At 39.4% G+C, this 20320-nt stretch carries 16 protein-coding genes and 1 pseudogene; 7 read left to right on the forward strand and 10 right to left on the reverse strand.

Features of this window, described 5'->3' with window-relative positions:
- Nucleotides 1-6 precede the first annotated feature (6 nt).
- The 3 genes from lolA to lrp all read right to left on the reverse strand — a co-directional run bounded on the left by lolA (nucleotide 7) and on the right by lrp (nucleotide 3817).
- Complete coding sequence (lolA, locus tag ACJJVX_RS14940) at nucleotides 7-663, reverse strand: outer membrane lipoprotein chaperone LolA (RefSeq protein ID WP_405632136.1); 657 nt, start codon at nucleotides 661-663, stop codon at nucleotides 7-9.
- Nucleotides 664-3150: a DNA translocase FtsK 4TM domain-containing protein gene (locus ACJJVX_RS14945; protein ID WP_405632139.1), complete on the reverse strand. Its 2487-nt coding sequence runs from the start codon at nucleotides 3148-3150 to the stop codon at nucleotides 664-666.
- 187 nt (nucleotides 3151-3337) lie between these two features.
- Complete coding sequence (lrp, locus tag ACJJVX_RS14950) at nucleotides 3338-3817, reverse strand: leucine-responsive transcriptional regulator Lrp (protein ID WP_054204677.1); 480 nt, start codon at nucleotides 3815-3817, stop codon at nucleotides 3338-3340.
- A 140-nt stretch (nucleotides 3818-3957) separates the two neighbouring features.
- Between lrp and ald the strand changes: the two genes are divergently transcribed.
- Nucleotides 3958-5079: an alanine dehydrogenase gene (gene ald / locus ACJJVX_RS14955; RefSeq protein WP_405632141.1), complete on the forward strand. Its 1122-nt coding sequence runs from the start codon at nucleotides 3958-3960 to the stop codon at nucleotides 5077-5079.
- A 74-nt stretch (nucleotides 5080-5153) separates the two neighbouring features.
- Here the strand turns inward: ald and pssA are convergent, their stop codons facing one another.
- Nucleotides 5154-6479 (reverse strand): CDP-diacylglycerol--serine O-phosphatidyltransferase, encoded by a 1326-nt coding sequence (gene pssA, locus ACJJVX_RS14960; protein WP_405632144.1) that lies wholly within the window; start codon nucleotides 6477-6479, stop codon nucleotides 5154-5156.
- Between the two features lie 287 nt (nucleotides 6480-6766).
- Between pssA and trxB the strand changes: the two genes are divergently transcribed.
- The 4 genes from trxB to infA all read left to right on the forward strand — a co-directional run bounded on the left by trxB (nucleotide 6767) and on the right by infA (nucleotide 9570).
- The gene (trxB, locus tag ACJJVX_RS14965; RefSeq protein ID WP_170173926.1) at nucleotides 6767-7717 is read left to right on the forward strand and encodes a thioredoxin-disulfide reductase; all 951 of its coding nucleotides are present in this window, start codon (nucleotides 6767-6769) and stop codon (nucleotides 7715-7717) included.
- A gap of 130 nt (nucleotides 7718-7847) precedes the next feature.
- Complete coding sequence (gene aat / locus ACJJVX_RS14970) at nucleotides 7848-8564, forward strand: leucyl/phenylalanyl-tRNA--protein transferase (RefSeq protein ID WP_405632147.1); 717 nt, start codon at nucleotides 7848-7850, stop codon at nucleotides 8562-8564.
- Nucleotides 8557-9261, forward strand: a complete 705-nt coding sequence (locus tag ACJJVX_RS14975; RefSeq protein ID WP_169326343.1) for an arginyltransferase — start codon at nucleotides 8557-8559, stop codon at nucleotides 9259-9261. Before aat ends, ACJJVX_RS14975 begins: the two co-directional genes overlap by 8 nt.
- 90 nt (nucleotides 9262-9351) lie before the next feature.
- Nucleotides 9352-9570 carry a translation initiation factor IF-1 gene (infA, locus tag ACJJVX_RS14980; RefSeq protein WP_002962494.1) on the forward strand — a complete coding sequence of 73 codons (219 nt, stop codon included), beginning with the start codon at nucleotides 9352-9354 and terminating at the stop codon, nucleotides 9568-9570.
- 182 nt (nucleotides 9571-9752) lie between these two features.
- Here infA and clpA read toward each other — a convergent pair whose 3' ends face one another.
- Nucleotides 9753-12017: an ATP-dependent Clp protease ATP-binding subunit ClpA gene (gene clpA, locus ACJJVX_RS14985; protein WP_054204683.1), complete on the reverse strand. Its 2265-nt coding sequence runs from the start codon at nucleotides 12015-12017 to the stop codon at nucleotides 9753-9755.
- Nucleotides 12018-12085: 68 nt separating this feature from the next.
- A complete protein-coding gene (clpS, locus tag ACJJVX_RS14990; protein ID WP_170173927.1) occupies nucleotides 12086-12394 on the reverse strand; it encodes an ATP-dependent Clp protease adapter ClpS in 309 nt (102 codons plus the stop codon).
- 208 nt (nucleotides 12395-12602) lie between these two features.
- On the opposite strand from clpS, the gene cspD reads away from it, so the two are divergent.
- Both cspD and ACJJVX_RS15000 read left to right on the forward strand, forming a co-directional pair.
- Entirely contained in the window at nucleotides 12603-12818 is a 216-nt protein-coding gene (cspD, locus tag ACJJVX_RS14995) for a cold shock domain-containing protein CspD (protein ID WP_054204685.1), read from the forward strand.
- A 479-nt stretch (nucleotides 12819-13297) separates the two neighbouring features.
- Nucleotides 13298-15520 (forward strand): NADP-dependent isocitrate dehydrogenase, encoded by a 2223-nt coding sequence (locus ACJJVX_RS15000; RefSeq protein ID WP_405632151.1) that lies wholly within the window; start codon nucleotides 13298-13300, stop codon nucleotides 15518-15520.
- A 395-nt stretch (nucleotides 15521-15915) separates the two neighbouring features.
- Here ACJJVX_RS15000 and ACJJVX_RS15005 read toward each other — a convergent pair whose 3' ends face one another.
- The 4 genes and pseudogenes from ACJJVX_RS15005 to ACJJVX_RS15020 all read right to left on the reverse strand — a co-directional run bounded on the left by ACJJVX_RS15005 (nucleotide 15916) and on the right by ACJJVX_RS15020 (nucleotide 19509).
- The gene (locus tag ACJJVX_RS15005; protein ID WP_169327384.1) at nucleotides 15916-17529 is read right to left on the reverse strand and encodes an ABC-F family ATPase; all 1614 of its coding nucleotides are present in this window, start codon (nucleotides 17527-17529) and stop codon (nucleotides 15916-15918) included.
- Nucleotides 17530-17758: 229 nt separating this feature from the next.
- Nucleotides 17759-18322, reverse strand: a complete 564-nt coding sequence (locus ACJJVX_RS15010; protein WP_342884094.1) for a DUF922 domain-containing protein — start codon at nucleotides 18320-18322, stop codon at nucleotides 17759-17761.
- A gap of 99 nt (nucleotides 18323-18421) precedes the next feature.
- Nucleotides 18422-18775, reverse strand: a pseudogene (locus tag ACJJVX_RS15015) (2OG-Fe(II) oxygenase).
- Between the two features lie 311 nt (nucleotides 18776-19086).
- On the reverse strand, nucleotides 19087-19509 hold the full coding sequence (locus ACJJVX_RS15020) for an MAPEG family protein (RefSeq protein WP_169327386.1): 423 nt from the start codon (nucleotides 19507-19509) through the stop codon (nucleotides 19087-19089).
- Nucleotides 19510-20320 lie beyond the last annotated feature (811 nt).

The raw sequence follows: 20320 nt of genomic DNA on the forward strand, positions 1-20320 counted from the left end.
CTGTGACTACTCGCCTTGGCTTTGGTCGTCAATTTCAACGCCATCTGGAATTGTGAACTCAAATAATGATGTTGTTAGGCTCTCATTTACTTTGGCATCGCTAAACGTAAATGTTGATGATTGCCCTGAGCTATCTTTGACTAATAACGACGCTAAGCCACTCTTGTTCCCTGAAAATACAATATCAAGTTGCTCAACTTGGCTTTCAACGCCTTTGTTGGGCGTAACGCTAAACCCTTTATCAGTGCTTGCTACATGGTATTTTTGCCATTGCGCAGGATCTTTAGAAGTCAGCAAAACAAACGGCGTTGAATCAATCAAGCTATGTGTTTTCATTATCGTGACTTGCTCAGCAAAGCTGTCAAAGTAATAGGTTTTATCACCGTTTGAAACGAACAAGGTGTCATCCGGGCTTGCTTGCTGCCAGCGGATCATCATTGGCTGTTGTAAGGCAATATTACCTTTACCTTGCATAATTGACTCGCCTTGCGCATCATTTACTTGCTGAATAAATTGCGCTTGAAAACTCTTTAAGCCAGCAAGTTTTGCCTGTAATGCTTGGCTGTCACTTGTAAACGTCTCGCCTGCTAGGCTTTGGGCTGTAAAGAATGACGCTGATAAAAAACAGCTTACAGCTAATGCTAAAGATTTAATTTTTTTCATTTAATTTGCTCCACCGTTGGGCACTAATACATCACGGGCACCGTTATGACCTGGTGCACTCACAATACCCGAAGTTTCCATTTGCTCTACTAAACGTGCTGCGCGATTATACCCTACGCGTAGTTTGCGTTGTACACTTGAGACAGACACTTTACCTGTTTCAATAACAAATGAGACTGCTTCATCATAAAGCGGATCTGATTCTTCATCCGCATTTTCACTGGCTTCACCTGGAAGTAAAATATCTTCTGTGGCATCACCATTTAAAATTTCATCTATATAGTTTGGTTTAGCACGCGCTTTCCAATCATTTACCACGGCATGAACTTCGTGATCATCAACAAATGCACCATGCACACGTATCGGTACACTTGTCCCTGGCGGTAAATAAAGCATGTCACCCATACCTAGTAAGTTTTCAGCGCCTTGTTGATCTAAAATGGTGCGCGAGTCTATTTTACTTGAAACCTGAAACGCCATACGAGTTGGTATATTGGCTTTAATCAAACCTGTTATAACATCTACCGATGGCCGCTGCGTTGCAAGTATCAAATGTATACCTGCAGCACGGGCCTTTTGTGCAATACGCGCGATCAGCTCTTCAACTTTTTTACCTACAATCATCATCATGTCGGCAAATTCATCAATAACCACGACTATACTCGGTAATTTACCTAACTCGTCAGGCCCCTCTTTCATGCCATCGGTGTCTTTAAATAATGGATCTAAAATTGGATGACCTGCTTCTTTGGCATCCATTACTTTTTGGTTATACCCTTTTAAGTTACGAACACCTAACGCTGACATTAACTTATAGCGACGCTCCATTTCACCTACACACCAACGCAGTGCATTGGCAGCTTCTTTCATATCAGTGACTACTTCACATAGTAAGTGTGGGATACCTTCGTACACAGAAAGTTCCAACATTTTTGGATCGATCATAATCATACGCACATCATCGGGGCCAGATTTATACAGTAAGCTTAATATCATGACATTAACGCCCACTGACTTACCAGAACCTGTTGTACCTGCCACTAATAAATGTGGCATTTTTCCTAGGTCTGCACAGATCGGCTCACCGGCAATATCTTTACCTAGCACCATGGTAAGGGGTGACGGGTTTTGCTCAAATTTTGGCGCGTCGATCACTTCTGATAGACGAACTATTTCACGGTGTTTGTTTGGTAATTCAATCCCTACATATGTTTTACCGGGGATCACTTCAACTACTCGGACACTCACAGCAGAAAGCGAACGGGCTAAATCTTTTGCAAGACCTGTAATTTTTGATACTTTAATGCCCGGTGCTAAATCCAGCTCAAAACGCGTTACAACAGGTCCAGGGTACACTGCGACAACCGTCGCTTGTACGTTAAAATCAAGTAACTTGGTTTCAACTAAACGCGATACAGCTTCAAGCTCCTCCGGTGATATCGGGTTTTTAGCTTTATCTGGGCGGTCTAATAAATCAAGCGTTGGTAGCGGTGTGCTTGGTGGTTTTTCTTCTAATAACTGCTCAAATTTTTCTTTTGCTGTCGGTGGCGGCTGATACGTACTTTTTGGCTTAGGCATTGGCCTTGCTGGAGACACCACCGTGGTAACTGGTTTTTCAGGTTCAGCAACGTAGCTTTGATCCAGTGCATTTAATGCAGCAGCCGTGTCCATCGGCTCATCGTCAATGGCACTAAAGTTGATTTCTTGATCTAAAATATCGTCTAAATCATCAAACGGGCTATGCTGTGGTGTGGTCTCAATTTGATCAGCTGTAAAACGCTTTGCTTTTGTCGCACTCGTTGGCGCAGGCTCTGTAAACGTGATTTTATCTTGGTCGTTAAGATCGCCTTCGATTAACGGTTCATTAATCGGTTTTTCTTCAATCGCTACGCGTTCACGGTGTAACCAGCCTTTAAGCTGCGAAGTAATCACACGGTATATACGGACAACCCAATCACCTAAGAAATCAACAAACTGCACCCACGATACACCAGTTAATAATGTTAACCCTGCAAAAAAGAAGCACAGTAGTAAGATAGACGTGCCAGTGAAATTAAATGCGGGCATCATCGCAGTTGCAATCACATCGCCTATTACACCGCCTGACGAAAAGTTATAAATATCATCAAAATTGATACTACTAATTGCGGTCGCTGAAGTTATAAATAGCGCAAAACCAATTACACGCAAAGCAAGTGTTGTATAGTCTAGCTGAAAAATTTTATGCGGTTGCTTAAATAGTAAATAGCCAAATACTTGAATGGCCGCAGGCACAAAGTAGGCTAGCCAGCCAAAGGTGAGTAATAAAATATCTGCAATCCATGCACCAGCTGCGCCAGTGACATTTCTGACTTCGCTAAAGCTGGTTTGTGACCACGCAGGATCGGCAGGATCAAAGCTTATCAGCGCACACAAAATAAATACTGCGGCAAAGGTGCTGATTATTAACCCTGTTTCTAATAGTCTTTGTACACCGTTTAGGCGCATAATTCCCTAATCCTTATTATCTTTGCATTTTTACTTAGCAGTGAAATACCTTAGCAGGAAATGCTTTTCGTTGCACTTTATCTTAACTATGATGGACTGATAATGAACGTGTTTTTATAAATTATGAATACCTTGGGCAAACCCGTTATTTGCCATTTATTATATCATCTATAAACCCGTACAAAACTTAGGCTATATATGGGCGAATAATCACCCCTTGCTCGCCTTTTACTTCTTCCATCACCACATAAGTGCGACTTTCACTAACGTTAGGAAGCTTTAGCAAAATATCACCTAAAACACCACGGTACTCAGACATATCGTTAACACGAGTTTTGAGTAAAAAGTCAAAATTACCAGATACCAAATGACATTCAATTATTTCGTCATGTTTTTTTACCGCAGCACTAAACTCATCAAATACATCTGGCGATGTCTTTGTGATCGTCACTTCAACGTATACAGATAAGCCTTGACCTAGCTTAGCTGGGTCAACTACCGCTTTATAACCTACAATATAACCTTCGCGTTCGAGCTTTTTTACTCTTTCCAGACAAGGGGTAGCACTTAAACCAACACGCTTAGCTAATTCCACGTTGGAGATACGGCCATCGTGCTGTAATTCCATTAAAATCTTACGATCTATTCGATCTAATAATTGATGCATATTACCAACTAGTTTTTTATTCTGTTTATTATTAATATTTAGATTATATCACTAGCCTCACACTAAAAAAAGGTGAGACACACTGGCTTGTCATGAATATAATAGTGGAAAATTTCATTCCGTTCAAACAAGGCAATATTATGATTATCGGTGTACCTAAAGAAATAAAAAACCATGAATACCGTGTAGGTATGGTCCCTGCTAGTGTTCGTGAGTTAGTAAACCACGGCCACCAAGTTTTTGTTGAAACTAATGCTGGTATGGGCATTGGCTTCACTAACGAAGATTACATGCTAGCTGGTGCAGAAATTCTAGCAACAGCAGCTGAAGTTTTCGCAACAGCAGAGATGATTATAAAAGTAAAAGAGCCACAAGCTGTTGAACGTGCGATGCTACGTGAAGACCAAATTCTTTTCACTTATCTGCACCTTGCACCTGATCTTCCACAAACAGAAGACCTAGTAAAGAGTAAAGCAATTTGTATTGCATACGAAACGGTTACTGATTCACGTGGTGGCCTACCTCTTCTTGCGCCTATGAGCGAAGTTGCTGGTCGTATGTCAATTCAAGCAGGCGCACAAGCCCTTGAAAAATCAAACCACGGTCGCGGCATGCTACTTGGTGGTGTACCGGGCGTTGAGCCAGCTAAAGTTGTTGTTATTGGCGGCGGTATGGTTGGTCGTAGCGCAGCGCAAATGGCAGTAGGCCTAGGTGCTGAAGTTGTCGTACTTGATCGTAACATCGATGTACTTCGTGCTCTTGATGCACAGTTTGGTAATAAAGTTAAAGCTATTTACTCAACGGCTGATGCACTTGAAAAACACGTACTTGAGGCTGATCTTGTTATTGGTGGTGTACTTATCCCAGGTGCTGCTGCGCCTAAACTAGTTACTGCTGAGCACATTAAAGCGATGAAGCCTGGTTCTGCTATTGTAGACGTTGCAATCGACCAAGGTGGTTGTATCGCAACATCTAAAGCAACTACGCATGCTGATCCTACATTCATCGTTGATGACGTTGTTCACTACTGTGTTGCTAATATGCCTGGTGCTGTTCCGCGCACATCTACATTTGCACTTAACAATGCAACATTGCCTTTCATCATTAACCTTGCAAATAAAGGTTACAAAAAGGCATTATTAGATGACGCTAACTTCCTTAAAGGTCTTAACGTGATCAAAGGTCAAGTTACTTACAAAGAAGTAGCTGAAGCATTCAACATGGAATACGTTGATCCACGTACAGCTGTTGAAAACGCATAATTAACGTACGTTAATTAGTAAAAAAGCAGCGAATTCGCTGCTTTTTTTATGTCTAAATTTTGCTTTAATTCGCTTTATATAAATCGCTTGATAATAAAATCAACCTTTACACGCTTTGCTTGGCCAAGTATTTTTTTAACTGCTGGCGGGTAGTCGTCCATAGTCTCTAAATCTTCAGCACCGGATAAACGGCGGCAGTGTTTTAATATTTCAGCTCTTTCATTATCAATTGCTGGCATTAAACTTTGCTCTGGATCATCTAATAAAATACCGTTTTCAATGTCTAAACCCCATGCACGCGGGTTTAAATTGTGACCACTGAGTAAATGGTACTTTTGATCAGAGCAAATGCCTTTTAAATGAAACGAGTTGCTTTCGTGTTGCCACAAGTAAACATTTAAATTTCCATTCGTTATATGGCGTTGTTGCGACTTTAAAAATTTATGCAAAATCGTTTCATACAAATACGGTAAAGCACCTATTTTACTAAATGCCTCACTTGGGGGCGTATAAAAATCATTGGCGGTTTTGTCACCCACCACAATTGTTATTTGCTTACCTTGTTTAAGTAAACGCCTTAACGAGCGCATTAACGGTGCTGGAAAGTTAAAATAAGGCGTGTAAAGAACAAGCTCTTTTTCAGTCGTATCAAATAACGACTTTATCGCGCGATTTAATTCGTTATTTCGTCGGCCTAACCCTAAAAATAAGCGTACACCTAATGGTTGTTCGTTATTTTCAGGTCCATGTGCATATGTTGCTTGTTTAAGTGCCCGCATTAATTGCTTTTGCACTACTTTAATGTCGTTAAACTTAGTTAATGGACGCACATCAATACGCGGTACAGCCTCAGAACTTAATAATTCTTGCTCTATAAAATCGACCACAGCATTACATAACGCAAATTGATTAATCAAAAAGTAACGATCAAGCCGATAACGTTCTTCAAATTGTAAATAAACGTTATTGAGACTTGCGCCGCTATATAACAACGTATCATCAATCACAAAACCCTTTAAATGCAGTACCCCAAATAGCTCTTTAGCTTTGACTGGTACGCCATAAATTTGTACATTTGATTGATATTTTTCTTGGTATTCACAATATAAACTTGCGTTACCATCCGATTTAGCCGCGCCAATCAAACCACGTTGAGCACGATGAAAATCCACCAGCACCTTTATTTCTAATACTGGGTTTGCTAATGAAGCGTGGTGCAATGCTTCTAAAATTTCTCGCCCAGCTTCATCATCCTGTAAATAAAGCGCGGTAATATAGATCCGTGTTTTCGCGTTTGCGATCAGATCCAGAAGATTCGAACGATATTCTTGTGCATTGGTTAAGACGTTAACGTCTTTTGAAGTCAACCCAAACGCGGGTTTTTCCTGCCAAAATAACATAGATGCCTATTCACTTAGGTCACGCCAAAACAGCGCAACAAATCAAAATTAGTTAAAACATATCAAAAAAATACAGCGTGGTCATGAATTAACGATGCTTGTTAGGGTAATAATAGATTAATAGTGTACATATCGTACAGAACAGCTATTTTTCACAATCTTAGTACACAATATTTGACAGCTTTGCGATTTATAAAAAAAAATAATCATCGCTTTTATTTACTTCCCCCTTGTTTCTCTTAAAATCGAGCGCATTAATACGCTATTAAACGTTTAGGATAAAAAACATGAGTGAAGCAAAACATTGTAAGTTACTAATTTTAGGATCTGGCCCTGCAGGTTACACCGCAGCCGTTTACGCAGCGCGCGCAAATTTAAACCCTGTATTAATTACAGGCATGCAACAAGGTGGTCAACTTACAACGACAACTGAAGTAGAAAATTGGCCAGGTGATGCTCATGGTTTAACAGGTCCGGCATTAATGGATCGCATGAAAGAACACGCTGAACGTTTTGAAACTGAAATTGTATTTGACCATATTAATAAAGTCGATGTATCTAAGCGCCCGTTTACACTTACTGGTGACCAAGGTACGTACACATGTGACGCGCTAATCATTGCTACAGGCGCATCAGCGAAATACTTAGGCCTAGAGTCTGAAACTAACTTCCAAGGCCGTGGCGTCTCTGCCTGCGCAACATGTGATGGCTTTTTCTATAAAGGTCAAAAAGTTGCGGTTGTAGGCGGTGGTAATACGGCTGTTGAAGAAGCGCTTTACTTGTCAAACATCGCAGACGAAGTTCATGTTATTCATCGCCGTGATAGCTTTCGCAGTGAAAAAATATTAGCTGATCGTCTTGCTGAAAAAGCAGCTAACGGCAACGTGGTATTACATTACAATCGCACACTTGATGAAGTATTAGGCGATCAAATGGGCGTAACTGGCATTCGTATTAAAGATGCGCAATCTGACGCAACTGAAGAACTCGATTTAGCAGGCGTATTTATCGCCATTGGCCATAAACCTAATACTGATATGTTTGTAGACCAGTTAGAAATGAAGGACGGCTACTTAGTTGTTGAATCAGGTCTTAACGGTAATGCAACGCAAACAAGCGTACCTGGTGTATTTGCTGCAGGTGATGTCTCTGATCACATTTACCGTCAAGCAATTACCTCAGCGGGTACTGGCTGTATGGCTGCATTAGATGCTGAGCGCTTCTTAGATAATCTATAAATATTTGTTTGTATTCTTAAATGCAAGTATTAAGGGCTGATATTTCAGCCCTTTTTTATATTCCCCCTTTGTAATTTTAATCTTGCAGGTTACACTTTTTAATTCGTCTTATTTTTTATTTACTGATGTTATGACTAAACAGCTTTATCAACTCTCCAATAGCCACTTTGAGTTTCCTAACCCAACACATGCACTTGATGATCCCGATGGCTTACTGGCTGTGGGTGGTTGTTTATCTATAGAGCGATTGAAAAATGCATACATACACGGCATTTTCCCATGGTTTAGCGAGTATGAACCTATAATGTGGTGGTCACCAAGTATGCGCGGCATTATTGAGCTGAATGAGTTTCATGTTAGCCGCAGTTTACGGAAACACCTGAAAAAACACCCAGTAAAAGTAACCATTAATACCGCTTTTAATGATGTTATTGAAGCATGTCAACAACAGCGCCAAGATATTGAAGGAACATGGATCACAAGTGAAATGATCAATGCTTACCAGCAAGCACACCTAGCTGGTGTTGCCCACAGCCTTGAAATATGGATAGATGATGAACTTGTTGGTGGCTTATACGGAATGATGCAAAACGGCGTGTTTTGTGGGGAATCTATGTTTCATCATCAAACTAACTGTTCTAAATTAGCGATGTGGGCTTTAGTGAATTGGCTTAAGCGCCACAACGCACATTTCATTGATTGCCAACTAGAAAACCCTTACTTGCTATCATTGGGGCAAAAAGTCCTACCGCGAAGCGAATTTTTAACTAAACTTAAACAAGCCAGCAGTTTTAAAATACCACCAACGATGTGGCAAGCGCAGGAGCTTATAGCTATTTATGACTGACCATTTACCGGCTCGTTTAGGTTTGAGCCAACAATTTGATTGTAGCTACCTTACTGATAGGCAAGAGCAATTATTAGTGATCCTCGAACCTAGCTGCTACAGCAGTGAAAAATTTGAAGCATTATTAGCACTTGGCTTTCGTCGAAGTGGTGACCAAATTTACCGTCCACACTGCCCTGTTTGCAGTGCGTGTAAGTCAGTAAGAGTATTAGCTCAACAGTTTTCACCGACAAAATCACAAAAACGTAAACTTAATAAGGCAAAAAATCAATTTACAGTGACGTATTCACGACAAGAACGCCTTGAATATTACCCACTTTACAGCAAATATATCACGCAGCGTCATCAAGAGGGTTCAATGTACCCTCCTGAACAATCACAATATCAAAGTTTCTTATTTTGCCAATGGTTACCTATTACGTTTATTGAATTATGGCACCAAGAAAAACTTATCGCTGTGGCCGTAACTGATTGTATGAACAACGCCATTTCAGCTATTTATACTTTTTTTGACCCCGATTTTGAGCATTTTAGTTTAGGCACATTAATGATTTTAGAGCAGATAAAGTTTGCTCAACTACACAATAAAGATTTTGTCTACTTAGGTTACCAAATTGATGAATGCGCTAAAATGCGTTACAAAACTCAATTTTTACCTGCACAAAATAGGGTTGCAGATGAGTGGCTGACTATTTAATTTGCAAAAATAGCTACTGTGGCTTTACTTATTGGAGTATTTTCGGCAGAATCTGCATCGTTTAACTATTAAAGAGGTGTTACGCTAAACATGGCGAAAGAAGACGTAATCGAAATGCAAGGGACGGTCCTTGATACTTTACCAAATACAATGTTCCGAGTTGAGCTTGAAAATGGTCACGTAGTTGTGGCTCATATTTCAGGTAAAATGCGTAAAAACTATATTCGTATTTTAACCGGCGATAAAGTTACTGTAGAAATGACCCCATACGATTTATCGAAAGGTCGCATCGTATTCCGTGCTCGCTAAGTTAGTGCGTTAACGAAATATCAAGTTTTTAGCTAAGTTGTCTAAGTAACTTAGTTACTTACTACATTAGCTTGAAGCGTTTATTAAATGTAATTGAATGCAAGTTGCTGACCATTACATTTAATAAACAAAAAGCCCAGCATTTGCTGGGCTTTTTGTTATCTGCGTTATTACAAACGCTTTTATGCAGGGGTTAAATTCGTTTCATAATCAAAACGAAGTTTTTTATCTTTAAGCGATACTTTCACTGTTCCACCATCAATAAGTGCACCAAATAAAATTTCATTGGCTAGTGGCTTTTTAAGCTGCTCTTGGATCACCCGTCCCATTGGGCGTGCACCCATTGCTTTGTCATAACCTTTATCTGCAAGCCATTCACGCGCTTTAGAAGTAAGCTCAAGGTTAACTGATTTTTTATCCAGTTGTGCTTGAAGCTCAACAATAAATTTATCAACAACCAGTAAGGTCACATCACGGTCTAAATGATTAAACCAAATAATGTTATCTAAACGGTTTCTAAACTCCGGTGAAAATACTTTATTAATTTCGCTCATCGCGTCATGTGAATGATCTTGATCAGTAAAACCAATTGATTTACGCACTGTTTCTTGTACGCCCGCATTAGTGGTCATAACAACAACAACGTTTCTAAAGTCAGCCTTACGACCATTGTTGTCAGTTAAAGTGCCATGATCCATTACTTGCAACAGAATGTTGTAAATATCAGAATGCGCTTTTTCAATTTCATCAAGCAATACAACTGAGTGTGGATTTTTGATAACAGCTTCGGTTAGTAAGCCACCTTGTTCAAAACCAACATACCCTGGCGGTGCTCCGATCAAACGACTCACGGCATGGCGCTCAACATACTCTGACATATCAAATCGAATAAACTCAACACCCATGCACTTTGCAAGTTGCTTAGTCACTTCTGTTTTACCAACACCCGTCGGGCCTGCAAACAAGAATGAGCCTACCGGTTTATCTTCGCTTGATAAGCCAGAACGAGATAACCGAATTGCCGACGTTAATGCATCAATTGATTGATCTTGTCCAAACACTAACATCTTCAGGTTACGGTCAAGATTTTTTAACGTCTCTTTGTCACTTGATGACACACTTTGTTGTGGAATACGCGCCATTTTGGCAACAATTAGTTCTATATCAGCAACACCAATGGTCTTCTTACGTTTAGAGATTGGCTGTAAACGCTGACTCGCGCCCGCTTCATCAATAACATCAATCGCTTTATCTGGTAAATGACGCTCATTAATATATTTAGCACTAAGCTCAGCTGCTGCCTTTAACGCTTTTTGCGTATAGCGAATACCATGGTGCTCTTCATAACGCTCTTTTAGACCGTTTAGAATTTTAGTCGTGTCTGCCACGCTTGGTTCAAGTACATCAATTTTTTGGAAACGACGCACTAAAGCACGATCTTTTTCAAAGATATTTTTATACTCGTTATATGTAGTCGACCCCATACAACGTAACTTGCCACTCGAAAGCAGCGGTTTAAGTAGGTTAGATGCGTCCATAACGCCACCAGAGGCTGCGCCGGCACCAATGATGGTATGAATCTCATCTATAAATAAAATCGCGCCAGGCTTTGCTTGAAGCTCTTTTAGTAATGCTTTGAAGCGTTTTTCAAAATCGCCTCGATATTTAGTCCCTGCAAGTAAAGCGCCCATATCTAATGAATATACAACGGCATCTGCAATGACCTCCGGCACTTGTTCATTAACTATCCGATAAGCTAAGCCTTCAGCAATGGCTGTTTTACCAACGCCTGCTTCACCTACGAGTAGCGGATTGTTCTTTTTACGACGACATAACACTTGAACCGTACGTTCAACCTCACTATCGCGCCCTACGAGCGGATCAATATTCCCTTCACGGGCTTGCACATTTAAATTAGTCGTAAAATTATCTAATTTACTTGGTTCTTCACCTTGTGCACCTTGCACTTCTTCATGAATATCGTCTGACTCTTCACCACCTATTTCATCATCTGATTTAGCTATACCATGTGAAATAAAGTTAACAATATCTAACCGTGAAATATCGCTTTTCTTCAGTAAATAAACCGCTTGGCTTTCTTGCTCAGAAAAAATAGCAACTAATACATTTACGCCTGTTACTTCATTTTTTCCTGATGATTGCACATGAAACACAGCTCGTTGTAAAACACGCTGAAAGCCAAGTGTTGGCTGAGTCTCACGCTCATCTTCCAGATCTGGAATAACGGGTGTTGTTTCATCAATAAATTCTGATAACTCTGTTTTTAGTGCAGCCATATCCACTGCGCATGCGATTAATGCCTCGCCTGCAGAGGGATTATCGATCAGCGCAAGCAATAAATGCTCCACTGTCATGAATTCATGGCGGCGTGTACGCGCTTCACGAAACGCCGCGTTTAAAGTTAGTTCTAAGTCTTTGTTTAGCATTGGCAACCCCTTACTGAGATAAATAAATATACCGTTGTGATGGGTATTCTGATCACCCTACCTTGGTATTATTCCTGCTCACAACTACATAGCAGTGGATGCTCGTTATCACGTGCGTAACGATTAACTTGGTCAACTTTGGAATACGCTACATCGGCTGTATAAACACCGCAAATAGCGCGACCATTCTGATGAACCTGAAGCATCACATCTGTTGCTCTATCGCTATCCATATTAAAAAACGTCGTAAGTACTTCTATTACAAAGTCCATTGGCGTGTAATCATCATTATTTAAAATGACTTTATACTTTCGCGGTGGTTGCAATTTTTGCTTTTCACTATCGCGAACAGTATCTAAAACATCCGAATCTTTCATGCCACTCATAATTAAATATAGTCTTGTCTTTGGAACTCAAGCAAACTTGAATTAAAAATAAATTAAATGTTAAAAAATAGTTTAAAACACTTGACTGATCGGCGAAATAAACTACAGTCAATTGTAGATTGATTAAACCTTAGTCAGTCTATCAAACTATACGGTTTAGAATAACTAAATTAGTCAACTTATAGAAGGATGTAGAAGTATGGCTTGTGGTAAAGTCAAATGGTTCAACAACGCCAAAGGTTTTGGTTTCATCGTGGAAGACGGCTGCGAGAATGACATATTCGCCCATTACTCAACGATTGTAATGGACGGTTATAAAACGCTTAAAGCTGGTCAAGATGTAACATTCGAATTGCAGCAAGGCCCAAAAGGCATGCATGCAACTAATATCGCTCCTAACGAAGAGTTAGTGTAGCTGTATAAATATTCGACTAAAGCGAGCGTTCTGTAAAGATCCTCGCTTAATCCTCCCTACAATTTTCTTCATCAAACGTGTTTTAATGTAAAAATAACCCGATATAGTTAGAAATTAAACGTTCTTAATGAACAAAAACTGCCCTTCCTCTTGAAATTCTTTTTTAATAACCCCATGTCCTATTTGTTATTAGCCCTTTTGTGCCAAGCTTGTTACACTCTTTGTGCTTAAAAACGGCCTTACATAGCTCTTTAAGTGGCAATACCTATGCTAATGGATCATTTAATTGGCTACAAAATTACAGTAAATTTAATACAGTTCGTCAGGTGTGGTTATTTATCACGTCCATTGCATAGTGCAAAGGACTTACAGTATTAACACCTAACAGACTGACTATTGCTCAATCGTGCTTGCATGATAGCGATGGTATTCTTTGCATTGTTGAATATGGCTTTTATGCCTACTATCTAGGAATGATGATGACATCAAAAATTATCTACACTAAAACAGACGAAGCTCCGGCACTAGCAACTTACTCGCTGCTGCCGATCATCCAAGCTTATACTAATGCCGCTGGCGTTGAAGTTGAAACACGTGACATCTCTTTAGCTGGTCGTGTTATTGCTAACTTCCCTGAGTATTTAACGCAAGAACAACGCATTGGCGATGCACTTGCTGAATTAGGTGAGCTTGCTAAAACACCTGAAGCTAACATCATCAAACTGCCTAATATCAGTGCTTCTGTTCCACAATTACGTTCTGTTATCAAAGAACTACAAGAAAAAGGTTATGCACTTCCAGATTACCCTGCTGAACCTAAAACAGACGAAGAAAAAGCAATTCAAGCTACATACGACAAAATCAAAGGTAGCGCAGTAAACCCTGTATTACGTGAAGGTAACTCTGACCGTCGTGCGCCTGGTTCTGTAAAAGAATATGCACGTAATAATCCTCATTCAATGGGCGCATGGAGCAAAGATTCAGCTTCTTATGTAGCTAGTATGAGTGAAGGCGACTTTTTTGGTTCTGAGCAATCAGTAACTATTGATGCTGCAACAGATGTACGTATTGAACATGTTGCTGCAAATGGTGATGTATCTGTACTTAAGGCAAGCACACCGCTACTAGCTGGCGAAGTAATTGACGCATCTTCAATTAGTGCTGCTAAATTACAAGCATTCTTAGCTGCAGAAATTGAAGTAGCGAAAGAAAAAGGCATCTTGTTTTCATTACATATGAAAGCAACCATGATGAAAGTGTCTGATCCAATCATCTTTGGCCACGCAGTAAAAGTATTCTATAAAGATGTTTTTGCAAAGCACGGTGCTTTATTTGCTGAGCTAGGTGTTGATGTAAACAATGGCCTGGGTGATGTTTACGCTAAAATTCAAACTTTAGATGATGCAAAACGCACTGAAATCGAAGCTGATATTGACGCTGTTTATGCAACTCGCCCTGCAATTGCAATGGTTGATTCTGATCGTGGCATCACTAACCTTCACGTACCAAGTGATGTGATCATCGATGCATCTATGCCTGCAGCTATCCGTTCAAGCGGCCAAATGTGGAATAACGAAGGTAAATTACAAGATACTAGCTTTGTAATTCCTGATCGTTGTTATTCAAGTGTATATCAAGCAACGATTGATTTTTGTAAAGAGCATGGCGCATTTGATCCTACCACTATGGGTAGCGTACCAAACGTAGGCCTAATGGCCCAAAAAGCGGAAGAGTATGGTTCACACGACAAAACGTTTGAAGCACCTGCAAACGGTGTCATTCGTGTTGTAGATACAAATGGCACAATTTTACTTGAGCACAGTGTTGAGCAAGGCGATATCTGGCGCATGTGTCAGGTTAAAGATGCACCAATCCAAGATTGGGTTAAGTTAGCGGTTAACCGCGCACGTGCTACGGGTAACCCTGCAATTTTCTGGCTTGATGAAAACCGTGCACACGATGCGCAAATCATCAAAAAAGTAAATGCATATTTACCAAACCATGATACTTCTGGCCTTGATATCCAAATTTTAGCGCCACTTGAAGCTACGTTATTCTCTCTTGCACGTATTAAAGACGGCCTAGACACTATTTCAGTAACGGGTAACGTACTACGCGATTACCTTACTGATTTATTCCCAATTCTAGAGCTTGGTACAAGCGCTAAAATGCTGTCAATCGTGCCTCTTATGAATGGCGGCGGTTTATTTGAAACTGGCGCGGGTGGTTCTGCACCTAAGCACGTACAACAGTTCGAAAAAGAAAACCACTTACGTTGGGATTCTTTGGGTGAATTTTTAGCACTTGCCGCATCACTTGAGCACCTGAGCACTACAACGGGTAACAACAAAGCACAAGTACTTGCTGATACGCTTGATAAAGCAACAGGAACTTTCCTTGCTGAAAATAAATCGCCTTCGCGTAAAGTGAAAGAAATTGATAACCGTGGTTCTCATTTCTTCTTATCTTTATTCTGGGCGCAAGAGCTTGCTAAGCAAGACGACGACAGTGAACTTAAAGCACAGTTTACTCAAATCGCCAGCGATTTAGAAAGCAATAAAGAGCAAATCATTAATGAACTTAATGACGCACAAGGTCCGGCAGTAAACATCGGTGGTTATTTCCAACCAAATGATGCTGCAGCATTCGAAGCAATGCGTCCAAGCACTACATTTAACGATATATTAGCTAAATTAATATAAGTATCGGTTAAAATTAAAAAAGGCGTTCACTGTTAAAGTGAGCGCCTTTTTTGTGCCTAATACAAAGATCCATCTTTTTCAATACCGACTCAAATTATTCCAATTCTCTTAATTATGAGATCTATTTTGTGGCAAAAAAACCTTGTCGATAACAAGGCAAAAATATCGTCATTTAGTTGTTCTAAATAAGAAATTTTTAACGCCGTTAGCGTCAGGTTTGATACCTCAAAATGACTTAGTATTATTGCGGATTGAAATTAACTTCAGTAAAGTTTAGCACCAAACTCACCAATGAGTTCATGCAACGTAAGAGACCCTAGACATAGAAGCACCAGTCAGTATTAACAGCTGACTGGCACTGAATTTGAATTCAAGATTGGTTTCCTAGCAAAATATCACTTTACAGCTTGGAGCTTCGCTTGTTCTTGCTGACTTGCCATGAATTCATTAAATGTACCGTGGAAATTCACAACTTCTTTATCACGAATATCGATAATACGAGTCGCCAATGACGATACAAACTCACGGTCATGGCTTACAAAAATCAATGTGCCTTCGAAGCCTTTTAATGCATTGTTTAGCGCTTCAATAGCTTCCATATCCATGTGATTGGTTGGCTCATCCATTATCAACACATTTACGTCTTGCATCATTAGCTTGCCAAATAATAGGCGGTTTTTCTCACCACCCGAACAGTTTTTAGCTTTCTTGTTAGAATCATCAGCAGTAAACAACAACCGTCCTAACATGCCACGTACCATTAAATCATTATGTTTGGCCGTGCGCCATTGTGACATCCAATCAAATAAAGTTAAGTCATTATCAAAGTCTTTACTGCTATCTTGAGGGCAATAGCCTACAGATGCGTTTTCTGACCATTTAACCACGCCATGATTCGCTTCAAGCTCCCCCACTAAACAGCGAATGAAGGTTGATTTACCAACACCGTTTTCGCCGATGATGGCTAGTTTAGAACCAGCTTCTAAAATTAGCTCACCATTTTCAAACAGTACTTCGCCATCAAAACCATGACCAAAATCTTCTAAAATCAATGCTTGGCGGTGCATCTTTTTACCTTCATCAAAATACAGTGAAGGTGCCATGCGGCTAGATGATTTCACTTCATCTAAGCTAATTTTATCCATACGCTTTGCACGTGAACTCGCTTGTTTAGCTTTTGATGCGTTGGCACCAAAACGATTTACGAAATCTTGTAGCTCTTCAATCTCAGATTGCTTTTTGGCATTACCAGCGAGTAACTGATCACGAATAAGTGTTGATGCTTCAATGAATTTCTCATAGTTACCAGGGTAAATACGCAGTTCACCGTAATCAATATCGGCCATATGAGTACATACTGCATTTAAAAAATAACGGTCATGAGAAATAATAATCATGGTACATTTACGTTGGTTAAGTTCATGCTCTAACCAGCTGATTGTGTGGATGTCCAAGTTATTGGTTGGCTCATCCAGTAATAATATATCTGGATTTGCAAATAAAGCCTGCGCTAATAACACACGTAATTTCCAGCCAGGGGCGACTTGTGACATTAGACCAAAATGAAACTCTTCTTCTATACCTGCTTTTAATAAAATGTCACCTGCACGACTTTCCGCGCTGTAACCATCCATCTCTGCAAAAATACTTTCAAGCTCAGCAACTTTCATACCATCGGCTTCACTCATTTCAGGCAATGAATAAATACGGTCACGTTCTTGTTTAATTTCCCACAATGCAACGTCACCCATGATCACGGTATCAACCACTGAGTATTGCTCAAAAGCAAACTGATCTTGGCTCAAGTTACCTACTTTCAGACCTGGTCCAATTGACACATTACCTGATGTTGGAGCTAATGAACCATTTAGGATTTTCATAAAGGTCGACTTACCGCACCCATTTGCGCCAATTAGGCCATAACGATTGCCGTTACTAAATTTAGCAGAGATGTTTTCAAATAATGGTTCAGCACCAAACTGCATGGTGATATTAGCGGTAGAGATCAAGATGAATTTCCTAAGCACGTACTGCCGAGCACGCTATTTTTTATTTCAAAAAAAGCAGCCCTGACAATAGTCGGTGCGATTATACGGTATAAAGAGGACGCGAATTATACAGACGGCTAGCCCCACCTGTCGAGCACTGTCTGGGTTTGTATGCATTTTATTACGTTACTTTACGCTTATCTCGTAATTTACAGGGAAAGTACTCGTGGGTTTGCCCATAAAACCTCGTTTATAAATGCGAATGAAGCCACGCACCTTGGGTTTCACCGTGGTTTGTTTTTACATCATACGCAGCACTTGCTTTATTCAATTGTTCCACAATCTTATACGCTACAGTATTAGCATCATCAGATAAGGTCTTACAATCACGCTGAGGGCGCATGCTTTTTAGCGCATCCTCTATTTTTGAAGCAAAAGTAATAGCTAACTCACCGTGACCTTGTTCATGCAGAAGTAGCTTTGAATACCACGTTGCCCATACTGTGTTTACTTGCTGGCTATCAGAATCGAGTTCTGGCATTGTGTATTTAAGTTGTAATATTGTTTTTACACGCACTAACCGGCATCGCTTCGCTGTTTTTTCCCAATTAAAGCGCCACCGTATGTCAAAACGTGTATAACCATGAAAAACCTTCCCGTTTTCTCTTATTGGCGATGCATGATTAACCGACTCAAGCAGTTTTTCTTTACTTGAGACTTTGACTTTATAGTAAGTCGTATCTTGTTCTATTACCGGTTCAGCTATTACTATAGGTGTAAATAAAAAGATTAAACTCAATATTATCAATCTCATACTACTATTTCCTTGTTAAATTTTTTAGCAAAAGAGATTGCTCAGGTTTTAATATATCAGCATAGTTAAATTCTTTGCGGTTCAAGTAACTTAAAATTATCAACGGGTTTTCACCCAGCCTATGCTTAACAAATACCTGTTCCCTTTTACTATTTTAGATACTTGATGCTCCGATACATCAGGTCGAAAAAACTTGATTCGTTTAGTTTAAAATAGTGGGTTTTTACAAATAAAGTTTCCGCCTTGCTCTGCATTTTTTAAAATAATATTTAATCTATAGTGCCTACCACATTTAACTTTATCCGTATGAGGGGCTATCTCACTACCTTGTGGAAATTTAAGTAAGTAGGTATCAAACTTAATTGGCCACAACGCACTACATAGTAACATTTTGTCATAACCTGATTGCTGTCTACCGTGCTCCCATCTAAATAACCTGTTTAAAATAGACATATTCAACCCCCTTTATTATTTATTGCTGGGAAATTTCATAATACCAATTGTAGAACTAGTAATTTATCATAACGATAAGAAATGATTACGTTTTAACTAAAGTGGGTATAACACTGCTTGCAGGCTTTAGTCATTGAATAATATAACTTGCCAGTTCTTGTGATGATGCTGACAATAAAAACTCGCTATTGATAAACTCTTGGCCCTGCGTCTTGTAAAAAATAATTAATTCTGTGTTTCCCATGAATGAACCAAAAAGTAAAAGAAGCCAAACGGGCTCCTTTTAATCAAACTATGCTTTCACTTAAGCTTTAATATGCAACTAAACGTAAGCCCAACATAACCAACATAACAAGATTGGCTCCCACTGCGGCTAAGAAGAAGTAACTACGTGGGCTGGGATTCTTTTCTGTTGCAATGCTATAGTAAAATACCATATGTAAAATACGGGCTACAACGTACACCCAAATACACATTGCAAAGATGGCACTGTGATACCCAATAATAAAAGAAAAAAGCACCGTCCCTAAAAATAAAGGGCTATTTTCAAGCGTGTTATGAAATGTACGATGCGCTCTAAAAATAAAGCTTTCGTGGCTTAGGGTATCATCAATTTTCCCTGGTATCGCATTTGGCTTGCTTGCTTTACTAAACGTTGCAATAGCCCATTGGATAAACAACATAATCAAATAGAGATAAAGCGCATAATAAGCCGATAAGGTAAGTTCAGTCATCAATATTCCTTTTTAGTATTTGTACTTTAGTAAAGCAAAACACAAGCCAATTATAATTACATGATTTTAAATGCATTATATTTTTACGGCGCAATTTTTTGTAAATCTGAGTTGATACTTTATAAAAGCTACATGGTTAACCTTAAATACATACCCAAGCCACCTCAAGATGCAGTTTCAGTTGGAATTAAAAGCGATTTAGACAAGGCATTGATTGCAAATAATGGTTGTTCCTTTATTAAAATCATTCCCTTATTAAAGTAACGCAGTATAAATCGCTTTTAAACCAACCCATTGGGCGTTTCACAGGCGCTTACTCTCATCGTTGTTACTTCTTAAAAGGGACTGCCATTATTGCAAAGTAACGCCTTGATATTAAACACCTGTGAAACGCTGAAGTCTGCATCTTGAGGTGGTTTGGGTATATAGCCTATACTTTTGAAAATTTAGTAATTATTTTATATTTTAAATCATTACGTTAGTCAGTTTTTTAAGCCGTGTTTAAGCTAATTATTTATATTTCACATTTATACTTTCTGTAATAGCATCAGCAAAAACTATAACTGGCCCCTTTATCAATCATGCTAGAGCACCGATCAGTATACATTCTAACCAGATCGACATTTGCTTCAATTCATGATCAAATAGCGTGTCTTAGCTAACGTAGTCATATCATGAAATATAATCGCCATTGGCAATGCCCTGAAGCATTGAGTAAAAAAGAAAAATTAATCTGTAGCCGTTTAAAAACACATGGCAAACTCTTCGTATTTCTTCGTGAATATCGACATGAAATTCTCAATGAAACCAT

Source organism: Pseudoalteromonas sp. Ld20 (assembly GCF_045064175.1).
Taxonomy (GTDB): domain Bacteria; phylum Pseudomonadota; class Gammaproteobacteria; order Enterobacterales; family Alteromonadaceae; genus Pseudoalteromonas; species Pseudoalteromonas neustonica.

What these genes read in the sequence shown, in the direction of transcription:
- lolA (WP_405632136.1), bottom strand. Translation starts at nt 663, where the DNA reads ATGAAAAAAATTAAATCTTTAGCATTAGCTGTAAGCTGTTTTTTATCA.
- ACJJVX_RS14945 (WP_405632139.1), bottom strand. Translation starts at nt 3,150, where the DNA reads ATGCGCCTAAACGGTGTACAAAGACTATTAGAAACAGGGTTAATAATC.
- lrp (WP_054204677.1), bottom strand. Translation starts at nt 3,817, where the DNA reads ATGCATCAATTATTAGATCGAATAGATCGTAAGATTTTAATGGAATTA.
- ald (WP_405632141.1), top strand. Translation starts at nt 3,958, where the DNA reads ATGATTATCGGTGTACCTAAAGAAATAAAAAACCATGAATACCGTGTA.
- pssA (WP_405632144.1), bottom strand. Translation starts at nt 6,479, where the DNA reads ATGTTATTTTGGCAGGAAAAACCCGCGTTTGGGTTGACTTCAAAAGAC.
- trxB (WP_170173926.1), top strand. Translation starts at nt 6,767, where the DNA reads ATGAGTGAAGCAAAACATTGTAAGTTACTAATTTTAGGATCTGGCCCT.
- aat (WP_405632147.1), top strand. Translation starts at nt 7,848, where the DNA reads ATGACTAAACAGCTTTATCAACTCTCCAATAGCCACTTTGAGTTTCCT.
- ACJJVX_RS14975 (WP_169326343.1), top strand. Translation starts at nt 8,557, where the DNA reads ATGACTGACCATTTACCGGCTCGTTTAGGTTTGAGCCAACAATTTGAT.
- infA (WP_002962494.1), top strand. Translation starts at nt 9,352, where the DNA reads ATGGCGAAAGAAGACGTAATCGAAATGCAAGGGACGGTCCTTGATACT.
- clpA (WP_054204683.1), bottom strand. Translation starts at nt 12,017, where the DNA reads ATGCTAAACAAAGACTTAGAACTAACTTTAAACGCGGCGTTTCGTGAA.
- clpS (WP_170173927.1), bottom strand. Translation starts at nt 12,394, where the DNA reads ATGAAAGATTCGGATGTTTTAGATACTGTTCGCGATAGTGAAAAGCAA.
- cspD (WP_054204685.1), top strand. Translation starts at nt 12,603, where the DNA reads ATGGCTTGTGGTAAAGTCAAATGGTTCAACAACGCCAAAGGTTTTGGT.
- ACJJVX_RS15000 (WP_405632151.1), top strand. Translation starts at nt 13,298, where the DNA reads ATGACATCAAAAATTATCTACACTAAAACAGACGAAGCTCCGGCACTA.
- ACJJVX_RS15010 (WP_342884094.1), bottom strand. Translation starts at nt 18,322, where the DNA reads ATGAGATTGATAATATTGAGTTTAATCTTTTTATTTACACCTATAGTA.
- ACJJVX_RS15020 (WP_169327386.1), bottom strand. Translation starts at nt 19,509, where the DNA reads ATGACTGAACTTACCTTATCGGCTTATTATGCGCTTTATCTCTATTTG.